Raw genomic sequence first — 18,330 nt, forward strand, 5'->3', positions numbered from 1 at the left:
AAAAATGAAGGTGTTTTTGAAATTAGGCTGGTTTTTTAAAGAGCGGAAGTTTCAGTATACAGTCGGTTTGCTGATGCTTATACTTGTAGCGATTCTACAGCTCGTACCACCGAAAATTATTGGCTATACTATCGATGAAATTGGGGATCAGACATTAACGAAATCAGGGCTATTCAAATGGCTTGCCATCATTGCAGTTGTAGCAATCGCAATGTATGTGCTGCGCTATTACTGGCGTCAAATGATTTTCGGTTCGTCCAACTTATTGGCACGTACATTGCGTGAAAAGCTACATCGTCATTTTACGCAAATGTCCCCGTCATTTTATCAAAAAAATCGTGTCGGTGATTTAATGGCCCATGCGACAAATGATATTAGTGCCGTACAGCAAACAGCTGGTGGTGGGGTTTTAACATTATTTGACTCGATTACAACAGGCGGGTTTGTTATTTTAGCAATGGCGATTACCATTGACTGGCGTTTGACGTTAATTGCGTTAATTCCGATGCCATTAGTTGCGTTATCGACGAGCTATTACGGCAAACTATTGCATGAACGTTTCCGCCATGCCCAGGCTGCGTTTTCAGATTTAAATGACAAAACTCAGGAAAGTATAAGCGGCATGAAAGTATTAAAAACGTTCGGTCAGCAATCTCAAGATGTAGCTGATTTTACTAAGCTATCGGATGAAGTAGTAGAGAAAAATATGCGTGTGGCGAAGGTCGATTCTTTATTCGATCCGACAATCAGCTTTGTCGTAGGCTTAAGCTTTATGTTAAGTCTCGGCTTCGGAACAAAATTCATTCTAGAAGAGGCAATGACTGTCGGGGATTTAGTTACATTCACTACGTATTTAAGCATTCTTATTTGGCCGATGCTGGCGATTGGAATGCTGTTTAATATTGTCGAGCGGGGTAGTGTTTCCTATGACCGTATTGAAAGAATATTAAATACACCGTTTGATATTGACGACAAACCTAATGCTATTATGGAAAATCCTTCAGGGGATCTTGTTTTTAACGTTCAATCGTTTACATTCCCAGGAGATGCGTCACCAACAATACGGGATATGCACTTCGAATTGAAGCGTGGAGAAACGCTAGGTATTGTAGGAAAAACAGGTGCAGGGAAAACGTCGATCTTAAAACTGTTGCTTCGTGAATTTGAAGGATATGAAGGAACGATTCAATTTGGTGACCACAATATAAACGATTACAAGAAAGAATATTTACGACAGTCAATTGGCTATGTCCCTCAGGATCATTTCTTATTTTCTGCCACACTATACTCCAATATTGCATTTGCCAATCCGAATGCTAGTTTGGAAGAGGTACGTGCTGCTGCGAGACTGGCAAATATAGATGAAGATATTTTGAGCTTCACAGATGGCTATAACACCCTTGTTGGGGAGCGTGGTGTCTCACTTTCCGGTGGGCAGAAGCAACGAATTTCGATTGCACGGGCTCTATTAATGAAACCAGAGCTTCTCATTTTAGATGATTCTCTTTCGGCAGTGGATGCACGGACAGAGGAAGCAATTTTACATGCTTTGAAGGAAGAGCGTAAAGATGCGACAACGATTATTACATCTCACCGTCTAAGTGCAATTCAACAAGCGCATGTGATTATCGTTGTAGAAGATGGCACGATTATTGAAAAAGGGACGCATGAACAGTTAATGGCTTTAGAAGGAAGCTATTATGAGATGTATCAGCTTCAGCAACTAGAGCAGTTAGTCGAGCAAGGGGGCGATCTTCATGGCGAATGATACAAATACAATTTCAAGTAAAGAACAACGGATTGTATTAAAACGGCTATTTACATATTTAAAGCCTCATAAAAAGTTATTGGCGATTGCGCTGTTCCTGCTTGTGCTCACTGTAATCGGGGATATAATCGGTCCGTATTTAATTAAAGTATATATTGATGACCATTTAATAATCGGTAATTTTGATATGACGCCGATTTTAATTTTGGGGATCAGTTATTTCATGATCCAGTTATTAAACGTCTTCATTACGTATTATCAAAATATTAAATTTCAGCAGCTTGCGTTAAAGGTCATCCAGCAGCTACGCATTGATGTATTTACGAAAATCCATAAGCTTGGAATGCGTTATTTCGATAAAGTACCGGCCGGCTCTATTGTATCAAGAGCGACAAATGATACCGAAGCGATTAAGGATATGTTCGTATCGGTATTGATTAGCTTTGTGCAGGCAGCATTTTTAATTGTCGGTGTCTATTTTGCAATGTTTTTCCTAAACGCGAAGCTTGCACTTTATATGCTGCTACTATTGCCGGTCATTATTTATATTATTTGGCTGTACCGGAAAATGAGCTCGGTCGTGTATATGCGTATGCGCGAAAAACTAAGTGAGCTTAATGCGAAACTATCAGAAACGCTGTCAGGCATGAGTATTGTGCAGGTTTTCCGTCAAGAGAAGCGCTTTAATGATGAATTTGACCGTGTTAATGAAGAGCATTTCCAGTCGATGATGGCGAATACGAAGATGAACAGTCTACTGCTTCGACCGATTATCGATTTAGTGTACTTCACGGCTATTATTATTTTACTTTTCAATTTTGGTTGGACATCGTTTGAAACAGCGGTAGAAGTAGGGGTTGTGTACGCGTTTATTACGTATATGAACCGCTTCTTTGATCCGATCAATCAAGTAATGGAACGGCTTGCATTGTTTCAACAGGCAATTGTTGCCGCTTCACGTGTATTTGAGCTACTTGATAATGAAGAACTGGAGCCGGCACAGCTAAATAAAGCTGTTACCGTGTCACAAGGTCATATTGAGTTTAAAAATGTGTCGTTCAGCTATGATGGGAAACAGGATGTACTGAAAAATATATCGTTTACGGTCAATCCTGGTGAAACTGTCGCACTCGTCGGTCATACGGGTAGTGGGAAAAGTTCAATAATTAATTTATTGATGCGCTTTTATGAATTTAAGCGCGGCGATATTTTAATAGACGGCCAATCGATTAAAGTTTTTGAACAACAGGAGCTTCGTGACAAAATGGGCTTAGTGTTGCAGGATCCGTTTTTATTCTACGGGACGATCGATTCGAATATCCGTTTGTATAATGAAAAGCTGACTTTACAAAAGGTGAAGGAAGCTGCTGAATTTGTGCAGGCAAACGACTTTATCGAAGCTCTGCCAGATGGTTATGAAAGCTTTGTTACGGAGCGGGGGTCTACATTTTCAAGCGGGCAGCGTCAATTAGTTGCCTTTGCACGAACGATTGCGACGAATCCGAAAATTTTAGTGTTGGATGAAGCGACTGCAGCGATCGATACAGAAACTGAAGTCGGCATTCAGCAATCATTGGAGAAAATGCGAAAAGGCCGTACAACTATCGCCATCGCGCACCGACTCTCGACAATTCAAGATGCAGAGCAAATTTTAGTGCTGCATAAAGGAGAAATTGTGGAGCGCGGTACCCACCAACAGCTCATTGCACAAAAAGGGCTATATCAAAAAATGTACTTGCTGCAAAATGGGATAGTCGAGTAGCTAGTTGAATTGAAAAGTCATATTCATTCCTAACATGTGTAGGGGTGGATATGACTTTATTGCATTAGAGGAGATGGGGAGGGGTAAATGTAGTGTTGGGCGTTGAATATCGGGGGTGAGTTGGCGAATAAGTCAGTTGAAGTGGCGAATAAGAATGAAAGTGGCGAATATAGGGTGCTAGGTGACGAATATCGATGCTGAATTGACGATTAAGTTGGAGACATTGGCGATTATCGCAAACTAAGTGGCGAATAAAAACACCTGTTCCACACATCAACATTTACTTCCTTCATAGCGACAACTATAATTGAAATATAAAAATACTAGAAGGTGCAATAATGTCAGAACAAAAAAAGGGTATCCTCTTTGCGATGGGTGCCTATTTCATGTGGGGGATTGTCCCACTCTTTTGGAAACAAATAGATCATGTTGGCAGCATGGAAATTTTGGTAGGGCGTGTTATATGGTCATTCGTTTTTACAGCGCTCTTTATTTTAATCATTCGCCAATATAAAGAAACGATAGCCGATATTAAAATACTTTGGAAAAATAAGAAGAATTTTATTTTACTATTTATCGCCGCTGTCGTTGTTTCCATTAACTGGGGAATTTTCATTTGGGCAGTAAATAACGAACATCTATTACAGGCGAGTTTAGGTTATTATATTAATCCGCTTATTTCAGTATTGTTCGGTCTGATTTTCTTTAAAGAAAAAATTTCGAAAGCTACTACTGTTGCCGTACTGATTGCTGCATTTGGCGTTGGCTACCAGGCATTTTTAGGTGGTACAATTCCATGGGTGTCATTAGCACTGGCTTTATCTTTTGCCTTTTACGGTGTCATTAAAAAGAAAATTCCGCTGGATGCGACGCGCGGTTTAGCAATCGAAACATTATTTATATTACCGATCGCAATCATTAGCTATGTTTACTTAATGCAAACGACGGAAATTGCTTTTATGCACGTTGATTGGAAAACGAATTTATTTTTAATCGGCAGTGGTATTGTTACAGCAATCCCGCTCATCTTTTTTGCGAAAGGTGCACAAAAAATTCCGCTTTACTTAATGGGCTTCATCCAGTTTTTATCACCGACAATCAGTTTACTGCTGGGGATTTTTCTTTACAAAGAACCCTTTACTACAACAGAATTTGTAACGTTCCTATGCATTTGGCTCGCAGTATTTATCTTTTCAGCGGCAAAGGTTCAGGAAGCAAGAAAACAGCACGTCGCGTATGCGAAAAGTGTCTAACTAAAAAGAATCGGCCACATTGCTTAAATGCAAATGGCCGATTTTTGATTACAAAAAATAGACGGAGAAATTCCGCTTAATTAACAAATTAAATAAAAAACGGTCAAAATAAGCGGAGAAATTCCGGCTATTACTTAAAAAAACTCAAAATGAGGTGTTTTTTTAATACATAAGCGGAAAACCTCCGTTTATTTCCTCGTAAAACTACCGCCAAGTACCAAATAACAGGAAATCTTCCGCTTATTTTTCATTCCAAGAATTATTCTATAATCGAGGTAATGATATATCCATTTTCATTATCACCAGACACGATATAGGTTTCAGAATCCGGGATATTAGCAGTAGTCTTATTATCCGTGTACTGTACGAAGTAGGAGGTACCATTTATTTCTGTTGTATAAAACTGCTCCTTTTTAAGGAAAGTAATATATTCCTCAAGCACGAGATTATTTTTTTTCATGATCATACTATGGGGCAAGCCTATGTAACGGAAATGCCATGGTTCGTAGTTGATACCAGTCACATCCACTTTGTCTTCTGGGTAACGTAAGATGAAGCCAAAATCCGCTGCATGTTCTTCCAACCATTTACCTTCATCGACATTCTCCATTTTGCCGGCAGTCGAACCAATATCAAGTGATAAGCCCGTCTGATGTTCACTATGGCCGGATGGTAGCGCATAGTCAGCGCCATGCTCTTCATAAAGCTGCTGCTGTAGTTTACCGCTGCGATACGCACTATTTATAATAAAATGTTCAATTCCATCATTCGCTGCTGCATCAAATAGTTGCTTGAGCGGCTTTATTGCCTGATTCTCGAAAAGAAATTCTGAATTCACAATAACATTTTCCGCGATATCAGTTGGGATTGGCGCTAAATTGGTCGGGTCCTGTTTTAGCTGAATGTCTCGATTGACGAGTACAAGATTTCCGCTCGAAATTGCATAAGATTCTAGGGATAACTGCTGTGGTAAATCAGGAGCAGTTGCTTGTTTGCCCATAAAAAATTGATAGCCTATAACGGCAACTATAAGTGCAAAAATTAGTTTTTTCATATAATAATTCTCCTTTAATCCAAGCATAGCGCATAAAACTTAATAAAAATTGATAAGAATTCTTAAGAATATATTAAGAAATATAAACTTACCACATAAACTTAACCAAATTAAAGGTTTTTTAAGTTGCTATTCATTCATCAAAAAAATTTGATTTAATGATTGCGATACAAAATTGCTTTGGTTATAATTAATACATCAAAAAAAATTGATGAAGGAGGATAACTTTATTGGAAATTCAGTTTGAGCAATACGAAAAGAAATTTAAGGCACTGGCAGATCAAAAGCGACTGGAAATCTTGTATGAGCTATGCCAACGTGGCCAAAGTTGCGTTTGTGATTTAACCGAAGCATTTGACATGTCCCAATCAAAATTATCGTATCATCTTAAAATCCTTTTGGATGCAAATTTGATTACGAAAGAAACGAAAGGAACATGGAGCTATTATGATTTAAATGATAAAGAAGTAAACAATTTATTATCAGAAGAGCTGTGCTGCATATTTAGAAATACTGGAAAAGGCAGCTGCTGTTAAATTTTTTGTTTCTTAAATCAAAATTTTTTGATTAATAATACATTGGAGGTAAGTATATGAAATATGTACATGTAGGGATAAACGTTACGGATCTTGAAAAATCAATTGAGTTTTATGAAAAGGTTTTTGGAGCTTCACCAGTTAAGGTGAAAGTAGATTATGCTAAATTCTTGCTTGATACTCCGGGACTGAATTTTACACTGAATGTTCGCGATGAAGTAAAAGGAAATCAAGTTAATCATTTTGGATTTCAAGTAGAGACGAGCGAGGAAATTACGGCTCATAAGGAAAGACTAGAAAAAGAAGGCTTTTTTGCACGTGATGAAATGGATACTACATGCTGTTATGCTGTGCAGGATAAATTCTGGGTGACAGATCCAGACGGAAATGAGTGGGAATTTTTCTATACAAAAGCTGATAGTGATGTTCATAAAATAGAATCTACTACTTGTTGTGTGGAAGTGGATACAAGCAATTCCTGTTGCTAGTAAGTAAGAAGTTTGTACAGTGAGTGATGGAGGTTATATTTAGTGATTACAGCAATTCTAGCAACAGCGATTTTTTTATTAACACTTATTCTCGTCATCTGGCAGCCAAAAGGATTAAATATTGGTTGGTCAGCTTTTGGTGGGGCAATATTGGCCTTATTGGTCGGGGTAGTGGATTTTAATGATGTAAACGAAGTAATAGGCATTACGTGGAATGCCACTTTATCTTTTGTAGCAATTATAATTATTTCGTTAATACTCGATGAGATTGGCTTATTTGAATGGGCAGCATTACATATGGCGCGGGCAGCAAAGGGTAATGGCATCAAAATGTTCGTTTATGTAAGTATTTTAGGGGCTATTGTCGCGGCATTATTTGCGAATGATGGGGCTGCGCTAATCTTGACGCCTATCGTGTTAGCGATGGTTCGTCATTTGCAATTTAGCGAAAAAATGATCTTCCCGTTCATTATGGCGAGTGGATTTATCGCGGATACAACATCTCTTCCGTTCGTAGTCAGTAACTTAGTTAACATTGTATCGGCGGATTTCTTCAACATCGGATTTGTGGAGTATGCATCAAGAATGATTATTCCTAACCTTTTTTCATTGATCGCAACGATTACAGTCCTATTATTATACTTTAGAAAAAGTATTCCAAGTACGTATGAATTATCTAAATTAAGAACGCCTCAAGAAGCGATCAAAGACATAAAAATGTTCCGACTTTCGTGGTATGTGCTAGGGGTATTGCTAATCGGGTACTTTTCAAGTGAATTCACGCAAATCCCCGTTTCCATTATTGCGGGGGGCATCGCTATTTTCTTTTTATTGATGGCGGGAAGAAGCAGTGCAGTACAGACGAAATCAGTTGTTAAAGGTGCTCCATGGAATGTGGTGTTTTTCTCGATCGGGATGTACGTAGTTGTCTATGGTTTAGGAAATGCATGGTTGACGCATTCTTTGTCGAGTGTTATTCAGGCAACAGCTGATCAGGGATTATTTGTTGCAACGATTGGAATGGGCTTTATTGCCGCGTTTCTTTCTTCCATTATGAATAACATGCCTACCGTTATGATCGATGCATTAGCGATTGCTGAAACGAATACTTCCGGTGTTATCCGAGAAGCGTTAATCTATGCTAATGTTATTGGATCTGATTTAGGTCCGAAAATTACACCAATCGGCTCTCTTGCAACATTAGTATGGCTCTATGTTCTTTCTCAAAAGGGCGTTAAAATTTCGTGGGGAACGTATTTTAAAACAGGTATTATTTTAACTATCCCAATTCTATTTATTACTTTACTTGGGCTATATATCACATTATTGATTTTCTAAAGGGAGTAGGATTCAGGTTGAAACAAACAATTTATTTCTTATGTACAGGTAATTCCTGCAGAAGTCAAATGGCGGAAGGCTGGGCAAAAAAATATCTCGGTACGCAGTGGGATGTTAAAAGTGCAGGAATTGAAGCTCATGGTCTGAATCCGAATGCGGTGAAGGCCATGAAAGAGGCCGGTATAGATATTACCAATCAAACATCCGATATCATTGACCCGGAAATTTTACATCATGCTGATTTGGTCGTTACTTTATGCGGGGATGCTGCTGATAAATGTCCTGTGACACCACAGCATGTTAAACGAGTACATTGGGGATTTGATGATCCAGCCGGTAAAGAGTGGTCTGAATTTCAGCGCGTCCGTGACGAAATTGGCGAGCGCATTAAGCGATTTAGTGAAACTGGAAAATAAGAAGATAAAAATATTTGGTGCAATTCTGTAGCAGGAATTTGCGCTTTTTTCTATAAAAAATAAAGGTAGAAGGGGGAAACAACATTGATTATAAGAAAACTGGAGGAACGAGATAATATTCCTATGGACTTGCTGTTATTGGCAGATCCTTCAAAAAGTATAGTGGAAGAATATATTACAAAGGGCGAATGTTTTATAGCCGAAAGTGAAAAACAAGTTGTTGGAGTGTATGTATTATTACCAACAAGACCTAAAACAGTAGAAATAGTAAATGTCGCAGTAGCCGAAAAACACCATGGCAAAGGTATAGGAAAATTTTTAATTACGGATGCAATTGATGTTGCTAAGACTAAAGATTATAAAACAATCGAAATTGGAACGGGGAATTCAAGTATAGGTCAACTCGCTTTATACCAAAAATGCGGTTTCCGAATAATCGGTATTGATTATGACTTTTTCATTAAGCATTACGAGGAAGAGATTTTTGAGAATGGGATACGATGCAGAGATATGATTCGCTTATCAAAAGATTTATAAATTCTAGCATTCATTTTACAATCCTCCTATATAATGGTATATAATTTGTGGTAGGGAGTGGTATAAATGGATGGATTAGACACAAGTAAGGAAGCAATCAAAATGGACTTGGCCCTGATTAAATCATGTTTGAGGCTAATTAATCAAACGATGATTTTAAATATACAAAGAGGTGAAAACTTTACCGCTTCAGAAAATGAAGAGATACATATGCTTATTTCCAAAATAGAAAAGGATCTAAACAAAATTAAAAAAAATATCGATTATGATCCTAATTGTATTGCGAAACGTTAAGCACATGCAGTATTTCAAAAAAGTATTAGCAATTATTCTTTTATCTTTAGCTATGTACCTGTCATGTTCACAGTTTTTAGGGAGGGAACAAACTGTATCCAAAATTTTTGCGCTAGTATTTTTTGTGTTTACATTATGTATAGCATTTGAAATGATTAAAAACCTTTCTAAGTCTAAGTAAACTGAAATCTCTACTTTGCCCGATTGGAATGATTACTGAAAATGCTTAATGCCAATGTCAGTCCGGCAACTATGCCTACTACGTTTGGGGAAGTCATAGCTACTTTAAACACCCAAGCTGCAATAAAACTAAACGCAAAGCTTTCCGGTATAAGTTCATATACTGCCAACGTTGTTAGCGTTGGATAGATTAATAGAAGTACTAAACAAGGGGTCGCTACACACCATAGTAAAGCATGATTAATTTTTACTGACCATTTATTCACTAGCAGTAAAGAAATATAGCCACCCAGTAATAGTGCACTGACCACATCAAACCAAAGAACAGGTACAATATTGTACTCCATTTGTGCGGTTTTTTGCAGTTGGACTTTTAAATCATAGCTGAATTTTGCTAGTAATGTTAATCCAATAATCCATACTATTTTCTTGATATAGGTAGAACCGTTACTCATTTTGACACCCCTTATATTCGTTATGTTAATTTTAACAGATAATACCAATAAAGTAATGGGAATAAATATATATTTACCAAAAATCTGATTTAACCCTATCTAAGTTTGAAAAATCATCTTCCCTCTATCGTTTTCATAGAGGGGGATGATTTTTTTATATTAATTTTTAAAAATTGAACCTAATATGAATTGACAATCGTCTAATAGCAGAATTTGAAGCAGGTTGAAAGGGAGGGGGAGTCATTTGGATAGGGAGGAAAAAGATTTTCTATTGGAAAAAATAATGATTGAATATGGCAATGAGCTAGTGCGGTTGGCATTTTCTTATGTAAAGGATGTAGAAACTGCGAAGGATCTTGTACAAAATACGTTTATCAAATGCTATAAGAATATAGATTCATTTCGATACGACGCACAAATCAAAACATGGCTCTATCGTATAACGATTAACGAATGTAAAGATTATTTGAAAAGCTGGAATTACAAAATGGTGCAGGTAAAAAGCTTTATCAATGAAACAGCGAAGTCTATATTACCATCCACTGAGAAAAAGGTAATCGATAAATACAATAATGAAGAAATAAAAGATACGATTTATTCTCTTCCAAAGGTGTATCGGGAAGTAGTTTATCTTTATTATTATGATTCTTTATCAACAGAGGAAATTGCCAATGTATTGGATATTTCGGTTAATACCGTAAAGACCAGATTAAGAAGAGCGAAGCAACGATTAGAATCAATGTTAAAGGAGGCAGAACTTCATGGAAGATAAACGATTACGAGAAAAAATTCATAATTCGTCTCATCAACACCTGTCATTTACGAAGGAAGACCGTAATGCAGTATTTGAAGAAATCCGTAAACAGGATGAGAATCATCATACTCAAAAGAATGATTCTTTTAAGAAATTTGTTCCCATAACAGTATCTTTATTGGTAGTTAGTTTATGTATGATTCTGTTTCTTCCATCGATGCTTTCCGGGGATTTAATTGAAAGATCTAATAGTAGCAATTTAAGTCAAGAATCGAACAAAGGTGTTGCAACAAACGCCTTGGAAGCTGAGTTTTCTACCTCGTTAATTACGGTAAAGTCTGAAGTTATGGATAATCGAATATACCTTAATCTTTTACTTACTTATAATAAAGATAAAAAGTTGATGAAAGTGGTCTCGCTTCCTACTGATACTTATGCCCCGATATCGGAGAATGAGGATGGAACATTTTTTTATGATAAATTGTTGTTTGCCTATTCTTTTGGCGATGCTGAAAATGTAAAAAAGACAGTTTCAAAGTTTTTAGATATACCAATTGATTATTATGCTGTGCTTGATTTAAAAACTGTTTCAGAGTTAATTGAATCGGTGAATGGGATTGAGTATGAAATTCAAAAAGATATTCGATTAAGAGGAGTAACACAGGCAGCTATTGATTTCGAAAAGGGTACGCATTATTTTAACGGGGAACAGGTTATATCATTAATGATGGCTGCGACAGATGGGTTCTACCTAGATCATGAAAACCTAATAAATCTAATGAACGTTGTAATGAATAAGGTAGAAGACGAAATTCCAAAAGCAAAATTAAAAGAGTTATTTTCTCAAATAGAGACCAATACGCCCTTGGATCACTTAGTAGATAATCCTAGAGAGGTAAATTCTATAAACTCATTACCTTTAAATGAAGGAATGATTTCGGACGTCATACCATTAGGGAAGACAGTAGGTAAACACATTTATAGATTTGAGGAAGACTTTTTGCAAGCTGTTAAACAAGAGTTAACTACATTTAACTGAATAGGGATTGCATGAGGATAAGCCAGAAGTAGTTGGCTTATCCTTTTATAGCGGTTTAAAATCATTAAGGCACTGGATACTTTTCTAGGTAAAGGTATGGAAAAGGAGTTTTAGGAGTTATATAGAAATAATTAGTAATATAGCTAGGGAGGTCTTTTTTGTGAAAATCTATGATATTGCAAACCCGTTTTTAAGTTCATATGAACCTACCGAGAATTATTACGAAAATTATTTCAGTAAAAATTTAGATATTTACAGTTATTATTTTGAACATCATTGTCTTAATAAAGAGGTGAAACTCGAAAAAGCTTTAGTTCAGCATCCGGCAATGATTCAAAAGATGAAATGGATTGCCCGGAAAATTGCCTCCTTAACTCCGGAAGTTACGATAAAATATGAAGACTTATATCCAATAAAATTTACAAAAGACGTTTATATTTTTGTCGGTTTAGGTGGGTCAAATGCCTATACATATCGTTCGATGGACCCTCAGATTGCTTTTTGTGTTGAAAAATTTGAAGCGGATGAAGATGCCCTTAAAGTGATTATTGCCCATGAGTTTGGACATGCAACACACCATTTATTTACTACCTATAATGGGATTGATGCTGCGACTATTTCTTGGTCCAATCCTTTAACATGGCTCTTGCAAGAAGGTGTTGCCACTTATTTATCAACGGAGGTTGTAAAAGTTCAACAGGATATTTACTTTGCTTATAAAAGAGATGTAGAATGGCTATCATTCTGTGAAGAAAATAAAACAAAGATTATAGGAGCTTTTCAAAAAGACCTAATGCAAAAATCTTCAAAAGAAATATTTAAGGAGTGGTTTTCGATTAATGGCGGTCAGACATTTGATTATACTCGCCTCGGTTATTATATCGGTTATGTGTTAGTTCATCATTTAGCTGCAGATGAAGGTATCGTAAATGCCATGTTATATTGGAGACATGCTGATTTTGAAGAGCGAATGAAAGAATTACTACATACTATCTTGTAAATTTAGTTTAAAATGATTTCATCGAGAATATTACTCATTTCTGAGTACAGAATCAGCCTTTCCTAATCTTAAGGATTAGGAGGAGGCTGAGCATTTAGTATTCACTTGATGGTTTTTGGCACGGTCACTGTCACGGTTGTCCCAACTCCTGGTTTACTTGTAAAATGAATGGTTCCATTATGCAATGTTAATACACTCTTTACTATTGATAACCCTAATCCTATACCTTCAATCGTGCGTGTACGTGATGAATCAGCCCGATAAAAGCGGTCAAAAATTTGCTGTTGGTCGTGTTCACTAATCCCAATGCCATTATCTTCAAATGTAATAGTTACAGTATCTGGCTGTTCTATAAGTTCAATATCAATGGACCCGAACTCATTTGTATATTTTATCGCATTTGATAGTAAATTATCCCACACCGCATATAAGAATCCAGCATCTGCATAGATCTGTACTTCAGGTAGAGAATAGCTAAGCATTAAATTTTTTTGTTGAATTTGCCATTCATAATGCTGCAGAAGCTGTTTGATTTGTTTGCTTACTGAAAATAATTTAGCCTTTAAAGGCAGGTCTTGCTGATCGAGCGTTGTGAGCTGTAAAAGTTGATTCGTCATAGTCGACAGTCGAGTAATTTCATGATGGATTGTATTAATATATTTTTGATTTATTGGATGCTCTTTTTCAATTAATGTTACATAGCCTTTAATATTTGAGAGAGGTGATTGGAAATCGTGTGAAATATTAGCGATGAATTCTTTACGTTTCTCATCAACTTGTGAAAGCTGTTTTGACATTTGCATAAAGCTTTGTGACAATCGTCCGAGTTCATCAAGTCTTCTAATATCGAGCTTAATATCGTATTGTCCCTTTGCAATAGAAGTGGTAGCTTCAGTTAACTTTGTAATCGGTTTAACAATTAACTTCGTACATAATAAAACAAGTAATATGCTAAGGATAATCATTAATAATAATATTGTGGCAAATAAAAAGTGCATTTCATTAAATAACAACTTTATATTCGTTCTTACAAATAATGCGTAAGTCTCACCTTGATACTGAAGTGGCACACCAATTGAGTTTTTTAATTCATTTGCAAAAAAACCAGTCACAAATGTTTGATGGGGAAATTGTAAAATCCCATGATAAATAGTACCATCTAGAACCTTCTGAATTGTTGCATCTTCAATAGATGTGTCACGAAATGGATCCTGAAATGTAGTAGATTGCAATTCACGGTTAAAAACCATAATATGGTACCCGAGTAATGCCGAGTGCTGTAAATACTCGTGTAACTCAAGTTCTGGATGAGTTTCAATATAATTTGCCAATTCTACAGCAAGTAGTGTTGTCTTCTCATCATTTTGAGGCTTTAAGGACTGTTGATAATACAGATTGGATAAAAAGAAGGCCACTATGCTGCTGAATACCATAATGACAACCGTTGTTATGACAAATTTTGCATATAATGATCTCATTGAATTTCCTCTATGGAGTAGCCAATACCACGAACGGTTTTAATTTGGATTCTCGGTGTTAATTTTAAGAGTCGTGCACGTAATCGCTTAATATGTACATCAACCGTCCGTTCATCACCACTATAATCAATACCCCATACTTCCTCAATTATTTGTTCGCGTGTTAGCACTTGTGTAGCATGTTTGACTAAAAAGGCCAACAGCTCAAATTCCTTTAAAGGTAGCAATAATGTACGTTCATTAATAATGACTTCATAGCTTTTATATAAAATTGTAAGTGGACCTAAATGGGAAGTCGCTGAAGGTGTAGTTGCTTCGTAACGACGAAGGAGCGCTTCTACACGAAACTGTAATTCTTTTGGATCTACAGGCTTTACGACATAATCATCCGTTCCAGCTACATACCCTTTTTCCTTATCTTCAAGTTGTCCCTTGGCCGTTAATAAAATGACAGGGAGATTATAATAGTTGCGAATAGCTTTAGTAAGCTCATAGCCGTCTAAATAGGGCATCATCACATCAACAATTGCAATTGTAATCGTATGCATCTTCAACTGCTGAAGAGCCTCCATACCATTCTTTGCATTCAGGACTTGATAACCTATCTTAGAAAAGTAAATTGTAATGACATCGCGTACATGCGGATCATCATCAACAACTAAAATGGTAGTCATCGCTTAAACTCCTAACTTCTATTTAAAATAGCCCAGCATAAGCTGCGCTATTTTAAATAATTATTTTTGAAATCTATTTTATGCTAGCTGTTCAACCAGAATTTTACCATCTCTCATGTGTACAGTTTTATCAACATAACGAAGCATTTCTTCATCATGTGTTACAAGTAAGGTTGTTAAGTTTAATGTTTTTGTTAAACTTTGAAGAAGCATCATAACTTCACTGGAACGTTTTGAATCAAGACTAGCTGTCGGTTCATCTGCAAATAATATTTTTGGTTCATGAATGATGGCACGAGCAATTGCAATTCTTTGTTTTTCACCACCAGAAAGTGAAGAAGGATACGCAGTTTTTCGATGTGTCATGCCTACAAGTTCTAATACACGAGCGACATCCTTTTTATTTTTTTTCTTATTTGCAACATCCAACATTAACAATAACTGCTCTTCTGCTGTAAGAAACGGTACTAAGTGTGCAAACTGAAATACGAAGCCAAATTGTTCGGCCCGCATTTGGCGAAGCTGTTCCTGAGAAAGGCTTGTTAGGTCTTGCTCATTAAAATAAATATGTCCATTTGACGCAGATTGTAACCCAGCGGCAATTGTTAATAAAGTACTTTTCCCTGACCCAGAAGCTCCGACAAGTGCTGTGATTTCACCTTTATGAAGTGACAGGTCAATGCCTTTTAAAATCATTTCATTTGTTTCTCCGATAGGGAATGATTTTTCTAGTTGCTGTATTGTAAAAAAACTCATATTATATCTCTCCTTGCTGAATTGCTTGTAAAGGTTGAACTTTTTTAATTTGAAGCCCTGATAATGTTGCTCCGAAAAAGCCAATGATTAAAAATATTGCAGCAAATAATAAGGTCGTATTCAGTGTTAAATGGAAGGGCATACCTTGTGGAGCAAAGTTTTGAAATAATTGGATTAACAAAAGGGAAGTGCTTAAAGCAATTGCTGAAATAAGGAGCATTTGCGTCCACATCATGATAAATAATGTGCTTGTTTTTACTCCGATTGCTTTCAAAATTCCATATAAACCAATTTTTTGTACGTTCATCATATAAAAGAAAATTGCAAAGAGCATGCCACTAATCACAACTAAAAACCAAATAATCATGTTAAGCGAAAGCTGTTCAGCAGAATAACTAGGAATCGTATTTAAAAAATCTTTGTTCGAATACATAGTTAAGCCATCAATCGTTTTTACCTCTTCATTTGCTAAATACAGTAGTTGAAGATCAGTTGTCCGGTACATTTCTGTGAAATCCTCTTGATGAATAAAGGCTACAGCTGCGTGATTAAATTTGGTTTGTTCGGAGAAACCAACAATTTCCCACTGACCACTAAATTGATTACTTGTTAAAATATCACCAATTTTAAAGCCTTCTTCTTTTAAAGAACTATCTACAATCATTTCACCTGCAGCGACCTTAGGGAAGATATCGGATTCGGTTGTTGTTACAAAGGCCACACTCTGCTGCTTACCTTCAGCATTGTGGAACATACCCATTTGTATTGAAAGGGCCGTAGCATTTGGATACTTTTTAAGAAGCTCCTTTTGCTGTGTACTTGATATTCTTGATAGGGCGTAGTTATCTTCTGCCTCGGTTGTCATATAAAAATGTCCATCTGGTAGCTCTTTAATTAGTGCTGCATTATCTTGAGATAATCCGTTTGCTAACCCTGCAATTATAAATGTCAGTAAGCTAATTAAAAGGACAATTAGTCCGAAGATGAAGAATTTGCTTTTATTTTTCTTTATTTCTTTCCATGCTAAATTCATAAAATTGCCTCCTAATATTGTTGATAGCGTTAGTATATAGGCTAATTATGAACACACGATGAACGGTATATTAAATACTGTCATCAGCATAGTTTGCACTTAATAATTATTTGATTTAGTTAATAACTCTATTTCGAATAATTAGCACCTGTATGTGGAATAATGCCAATTAAATAATAATGTTGTTCAGCCTGCCCAATATTATTAGAGCATTTTGTGTGAGGAGATAAAGTAAATGAAGGATAAAACGAAAAGGTGGTACTCATTAGCACCGAATTCTTTAGTTATGGGTATGATACTGGCTCTAGTCGGGGGATATTTGGATGCTTATACGTATATCACCAGAGACGGTGTATTTGCGACAGCACAAACCGGAAATACAGTCTTGTTTGCAGTGCGGGCTGCGAGTCCGGAATATGACGGAGCACTTCAAAATATCCCACCATTCGTGGCTTTTATAGCGGGTGTATTAGTTGCCGAGCATATGAAAGACCGCCTGGATATGCATAGACGATCTGTTCTGGCATTGGAATGTGTGATTTTATTTATCGTCGGCTGGTTACCGGGAAGTGTTCCTAATATGATCATTACAATAAGCGTGGCATTTGTGTCTTCATTACAGATTGCTACCTTTAATAAACTTGGGAAATGGAGCTATAACTCAACAATTACGACAGGTAATTTACGAACAGCATCTTCAGCTTCCTATGAGGCGTTTGCCAATCAGAATAAAGAAGCCATGAAAAAATTTATAAGTTTTTCAGCTATCATCCTTTCTTTTATCGGTGGAGCCTTAATTGGAACCTATTTCAGTACGACATTAGAATACAAAGCAATATGGATTGCCTCGGGAATTATCCTCGTTATAACAATCCTTTATCATAAAACGAGAGAACAGGAAGGCACAGATGAACCAATTGAGGTAAAAGAAAGCCCGTAATTTACCGCTCACTTGATCAACAGGAGAGCGTTTTTTAGCGTTAAGAAGTGATTACAATGGTTTTAGTATTAAAATCATTATGCTACAATTGTAAAATATTACATAGCAATTTGGAGGTCACAATGTTTTTTATTTATATGGCTGTATATGGTACTCCAGTTTTAGCGATTATTTTTTGCTTAAACTTGGCGTTGATAATTGATAAATCCCGTAACGATAAGGATTTCCAGGTAAATGTTTACTTAATGACGGGAGCATTTACAATAATGATGTCTTGTATAACAATTGCACTGTTAACTGTTTTAGATGGTGTTTGACCATACCTTTCTGACCACTAAAAGGGATTAAGAATATAAACCGAATAGAGTGCGTTCTTAAAGAAGCTTAGGGCCCCGAAATGTTTTGGGGTTTTTTGTTTTTTAATAGTCTCCGCCAAAATAAGGGAAGATTTTACCGTTATTTTCAATAAAATCATGAAATTTCATGTTCTTTAGGTCAATAACGGAAATTCACTCCTCTATTAATCTCATTACGTAATTCAATCGTGTTCCCCAACACCAACCACTCTAAATCAC

At 36.4% G+C, this 18,330-nt stretch carries 20 protein-coding genes; 14 read left to right on the plus strand and 6 right to left on the minus strand.

All coding sequences use genetic code 11. The features are described from left to right. The first annotated feature begins 4 nt into the window (after positions 1-4). From H9635_RS03485 to rarD, 3 genes are all read left to right on the plus strand, one after another. Positions 5-1,768 carry an ABC transporter ATP-binding protein gene (locus H9635_RS03485; RefSeq protein WP_191698769.1) on the plus strand — a complete coding sequence of 588 codons (1,764 nt, stop codon included), beginning with the start codon at positions 5-7 and terminating at the stop codon, positions 1,766-1,768. Further along, positions 1,758-3,530, plus strand: a complete 1,773-nt coding sequence (locus H9635_RS03490; protein WP_191698770.1) for an ABC transporter ATP-binding protein — start codon at positions 1,758-1,760, stop codon at positions 3,528-3,530. The genes H9635_RS03485 and H9635_RS03490 overlap by 11 nt, the downstream gene beginning before the upstream one ends. A gap of 338 nt (positions 3,531-3,868) precedes the next feature. Beyond that, a complete protein-coding gene (gene rarD / locus H9635_RS03495) occupies positions 3,869-4,783 on the plus strand; it encodes an EamA family transporter RarD (protein WP_191698771.1) in 915 nt (304 codons plus the stop codon). Between the two features lie 259 nt (positions 4,784-5,042). Here the strand turns inward: rarD and H9635_RS03500 are convergent, their stop codons facing one another. Beyond that, positions 5,043-5,837, minus strand: a complete 795-nt coding sequence (locus H9635_RS03500; RefSeq protein WP_191698772.1) for a M15 family metallopeptidase — start codon at positions 5,835-5,837, stop codon at positions 5,043-5,045. A 230-nt stretch (positions 5,838-6,067) separates the two neighbouring features. On the opposite strand from H9635_RS03500, the gene arsR reads away from it, so the two are divergent. From arsR to H9635_RS03530, 6 genes are all read left to right on the plus strand, one after another. Further along, on the plus strand, positions 6,068-6,373 hold the full coding sequence (gene arsR, locus H9635_RS03505; protein WP_191698773.1) for an arsenical resistance operon transcriptional regulator ArsR: 306 nt from the start codon (positions 6,068-6,070) through the stop codon (positions 6,371-6,373). 56 nt (positions 6,374-6,429) lie between these two features. Next, positions 6,430-6,861: an ArsI/CadI family heavy metal resistance metalloenzyme gene (locus tag H9635_RS03510; RefSeq protein ID WP_191698774.1), complete on the plus strand. Its 432-nt coding sequence runs from the start codon at positions 6,430-6,432 to the stop codon at positions 6,859-6,861. Positions 6,862-6,903: 42 nt separating this feature from the next. Beyond that, positions 6,904-8,199, plus strand: coding sequence for an arsenic transporter (locus H9635_RS03515; RefSeq protein WP_191698775.1), 1,296 nt, complete (start codon positions 6,904-6,906; stop codon positions 8,197-8,199). Positions 8,200-8,216: 17 nt separating this feature from the next. After that, positions 8,217-8,615 carry an arsenate reductase (thioredoxin) gene (arsC, locus tag H9635_RS03520; RefSeq protein ID WP_191698776.1) on the plus strand — a complete coding sequence of 133 codons (399 nt, stop codon included), beginning with the start codon at positions 8,217-8,219 and terminating at the stop codon, positions 8,613-8,615. A gap of 84 nt (positions 8,616-8,699) precedes the next feature. Next, positions 8,700-9,152, plus strand: coding sequence for a GNAT family N-acetyltransferase (locus H9635_RS03525; protein WP_191698777.1), 453 nt, complete (start codon positions 8,700-8,702; stop codon positions 9,150-9,152). A 66-nt stretch (positions 9,153-9,218) separates the two neighbouring features. After that, entirely contained in the window at positions 9,219-9,446 is a 228-nt protein-coding gene (locus H9635_RS03530; protein WP_191698778.1) for a phosphoglycerate mutase, read from the plus strand. A 191-nt stretch (positions 9,447-9,637) separates the two neighbouring features. Here the strand turns inward: H9635_RS03530 and H9635_RS03535 are convergent, their stop codons facing one another. Continuing rightward, positions 9,638-10,081: a hypothetical protein gene (locus H9635_RS03535; RefSeq protein ID WP_191698779.1), complete on the minus strand. Its 444-nt coding sequence runs from the start codon at positions 10,079-10,081 to the stop codon at positions 9,638-9,640. A gap of 244 nt (positions 10,082-10,325) precedes the next feature. On the opposite strand from H9635_RS03535, the gene H9635_RS03540 reads away from it, so the two are divergent. The 3 genes from H9635_RS03540 (at position 10,326) to H9635_RS03550 (ending at position 12,874) form a co-directional block, all read left to right on the plus strand. Beyond that, positions 10,326-10,853: a sigma-70 family RNA polymerase sigma factor gene (locus H9635_RS03540; RefSeq protein ID WP_191698780.1), complete on the plus strand. Its 528-nt coding sequence runs from the start codon at positions 10,326-10,328 to the stop codon at positions 10,851-10,853. Beyond that, the gene (locus H9635_RS03545) at positions 10,843-11,874 is read left to right on the plus strand and encodes an LCP family protein (protein ID WP_191698781.1); all 1,032 of its coding nucleotides are present in this window, start codon (positions 10,843-10,845) and stop codon (positions 11,872-11,874) included. The genes H9635_RS03540 and H9635_RS03545 overlap by 11 nt, the downstream gene beginning before the upstream one ends. A gap of 160 nt (positions 11,875-12,034) precedes the next feature. Further along, positions 12,035-12,874: a hypothetical protein gene (locus H9635_RS03550; RefSeq protein WP_191698782.1), complete on the plus strand. Its 840-nt coding sequence runs from the start codon at positions 12,035-12,037 to the stop codon at positions 12,872-12,874. A gap of 101 nt (positions 12,875-12,975) precedes the next feature. Here the strand turns inward: H9635_RS03550 and H9635_RS03555 are convergent, their stop codons facing one another. The 4 genes from H9635_RS03555 to H9635_RS03570 all read right to left on the minus strand — a co-directional run bounded on the left by H9635_RS03555 (position 12,976) and on the right by H9635_RS03570 (position 16,815). Beyond that, positions 12,976-14,352 carry a HAMP domain-containing sensor histidine kinase gene (locus H9635_RS03555; RefSeq protein ID WP_191698783.1) on the minus strand — a complete coding sequence of 459 codons (1,377 nt, stop codon included), beginning with the start codon at positions 14,350-14,352 and terminating at the stop codon, positions 12,976-12,978. Beyond that, positions 14,349-15,026, minus strand: a complete 678-nt coding sequence (locus H9635_RS03560; protein WP_191698784.1) for a response regulator transcription factor — start codon at positions 15,024-15,026, stop codon at positions 14,349-14,351. The genes H9635_RS03555 and H9635_RS03560 overlap by 4 nt, the downstream gene beginning before the upstream one ends. Before the next feature lie 78 nt (positions 15,027-15,104). Then, positions 15,105-15,782 (minus strand): ABC transporter ATP-binding protein, encoded by a 678-nt coding sequence (locus H9635_RS03565; protein ID WP_191698785.1) that lies wholly within the window; start codon positions 15,780-15,782, stop codon positions 15,105-15,107. A gap of 1 nt (position 15,783) precedes the next feature. Next, complete coding sequence (locus H9635_RS03570) at positions 15,784-16,815, minus strand: ABC transporter permease (RefSeq protein WP_191698786.1); 1,032 nt, start codon at positions 16,813-16,815, stop codon at positions 15,784-15,786. Between the two features lie 235 nt (positions 16,816-17,050). On the opposite strand from H9635_RS03570, the gene H9635_RS03575 reads away from it, so the two are divergent. Beyond that, on the plus strand, positions 17,051-17,755 hold the full coding sequence (locus tag H9635_RS03575; protein ID WP_191698787.1) for a YoaK family protein: 705 nt from the start codon (positions 17,051-17,053) through the stop codon (positions 17,753-17,755). 137 nt (positions 17,756-17,892) lie between these two features. Next, positions 17,893-18,072 carry a hypothetical protein gene (locus tag H9635_RS19160; protein WP_225231103.1) on the plus strand — a complete coding sequence of 60 codons (180 nt, stop codon included), beginning with the start codon at positions 17,893-17,895 and terminating at the stop codon, positions 18,070-18,072. Positions 18,073-18,330: the final 258 nt, after the last annotated feature.

It is taken from the genome of Solibacillus faecavium, assembly GCF_014836905.1.
In the GTDB taxonomy this organism is placed as follows: Bacteria; Bacillota; Bacilli; order Bacillales_A; family Planococcaceae; genus Solibacillus; species Solibacillus faecavium.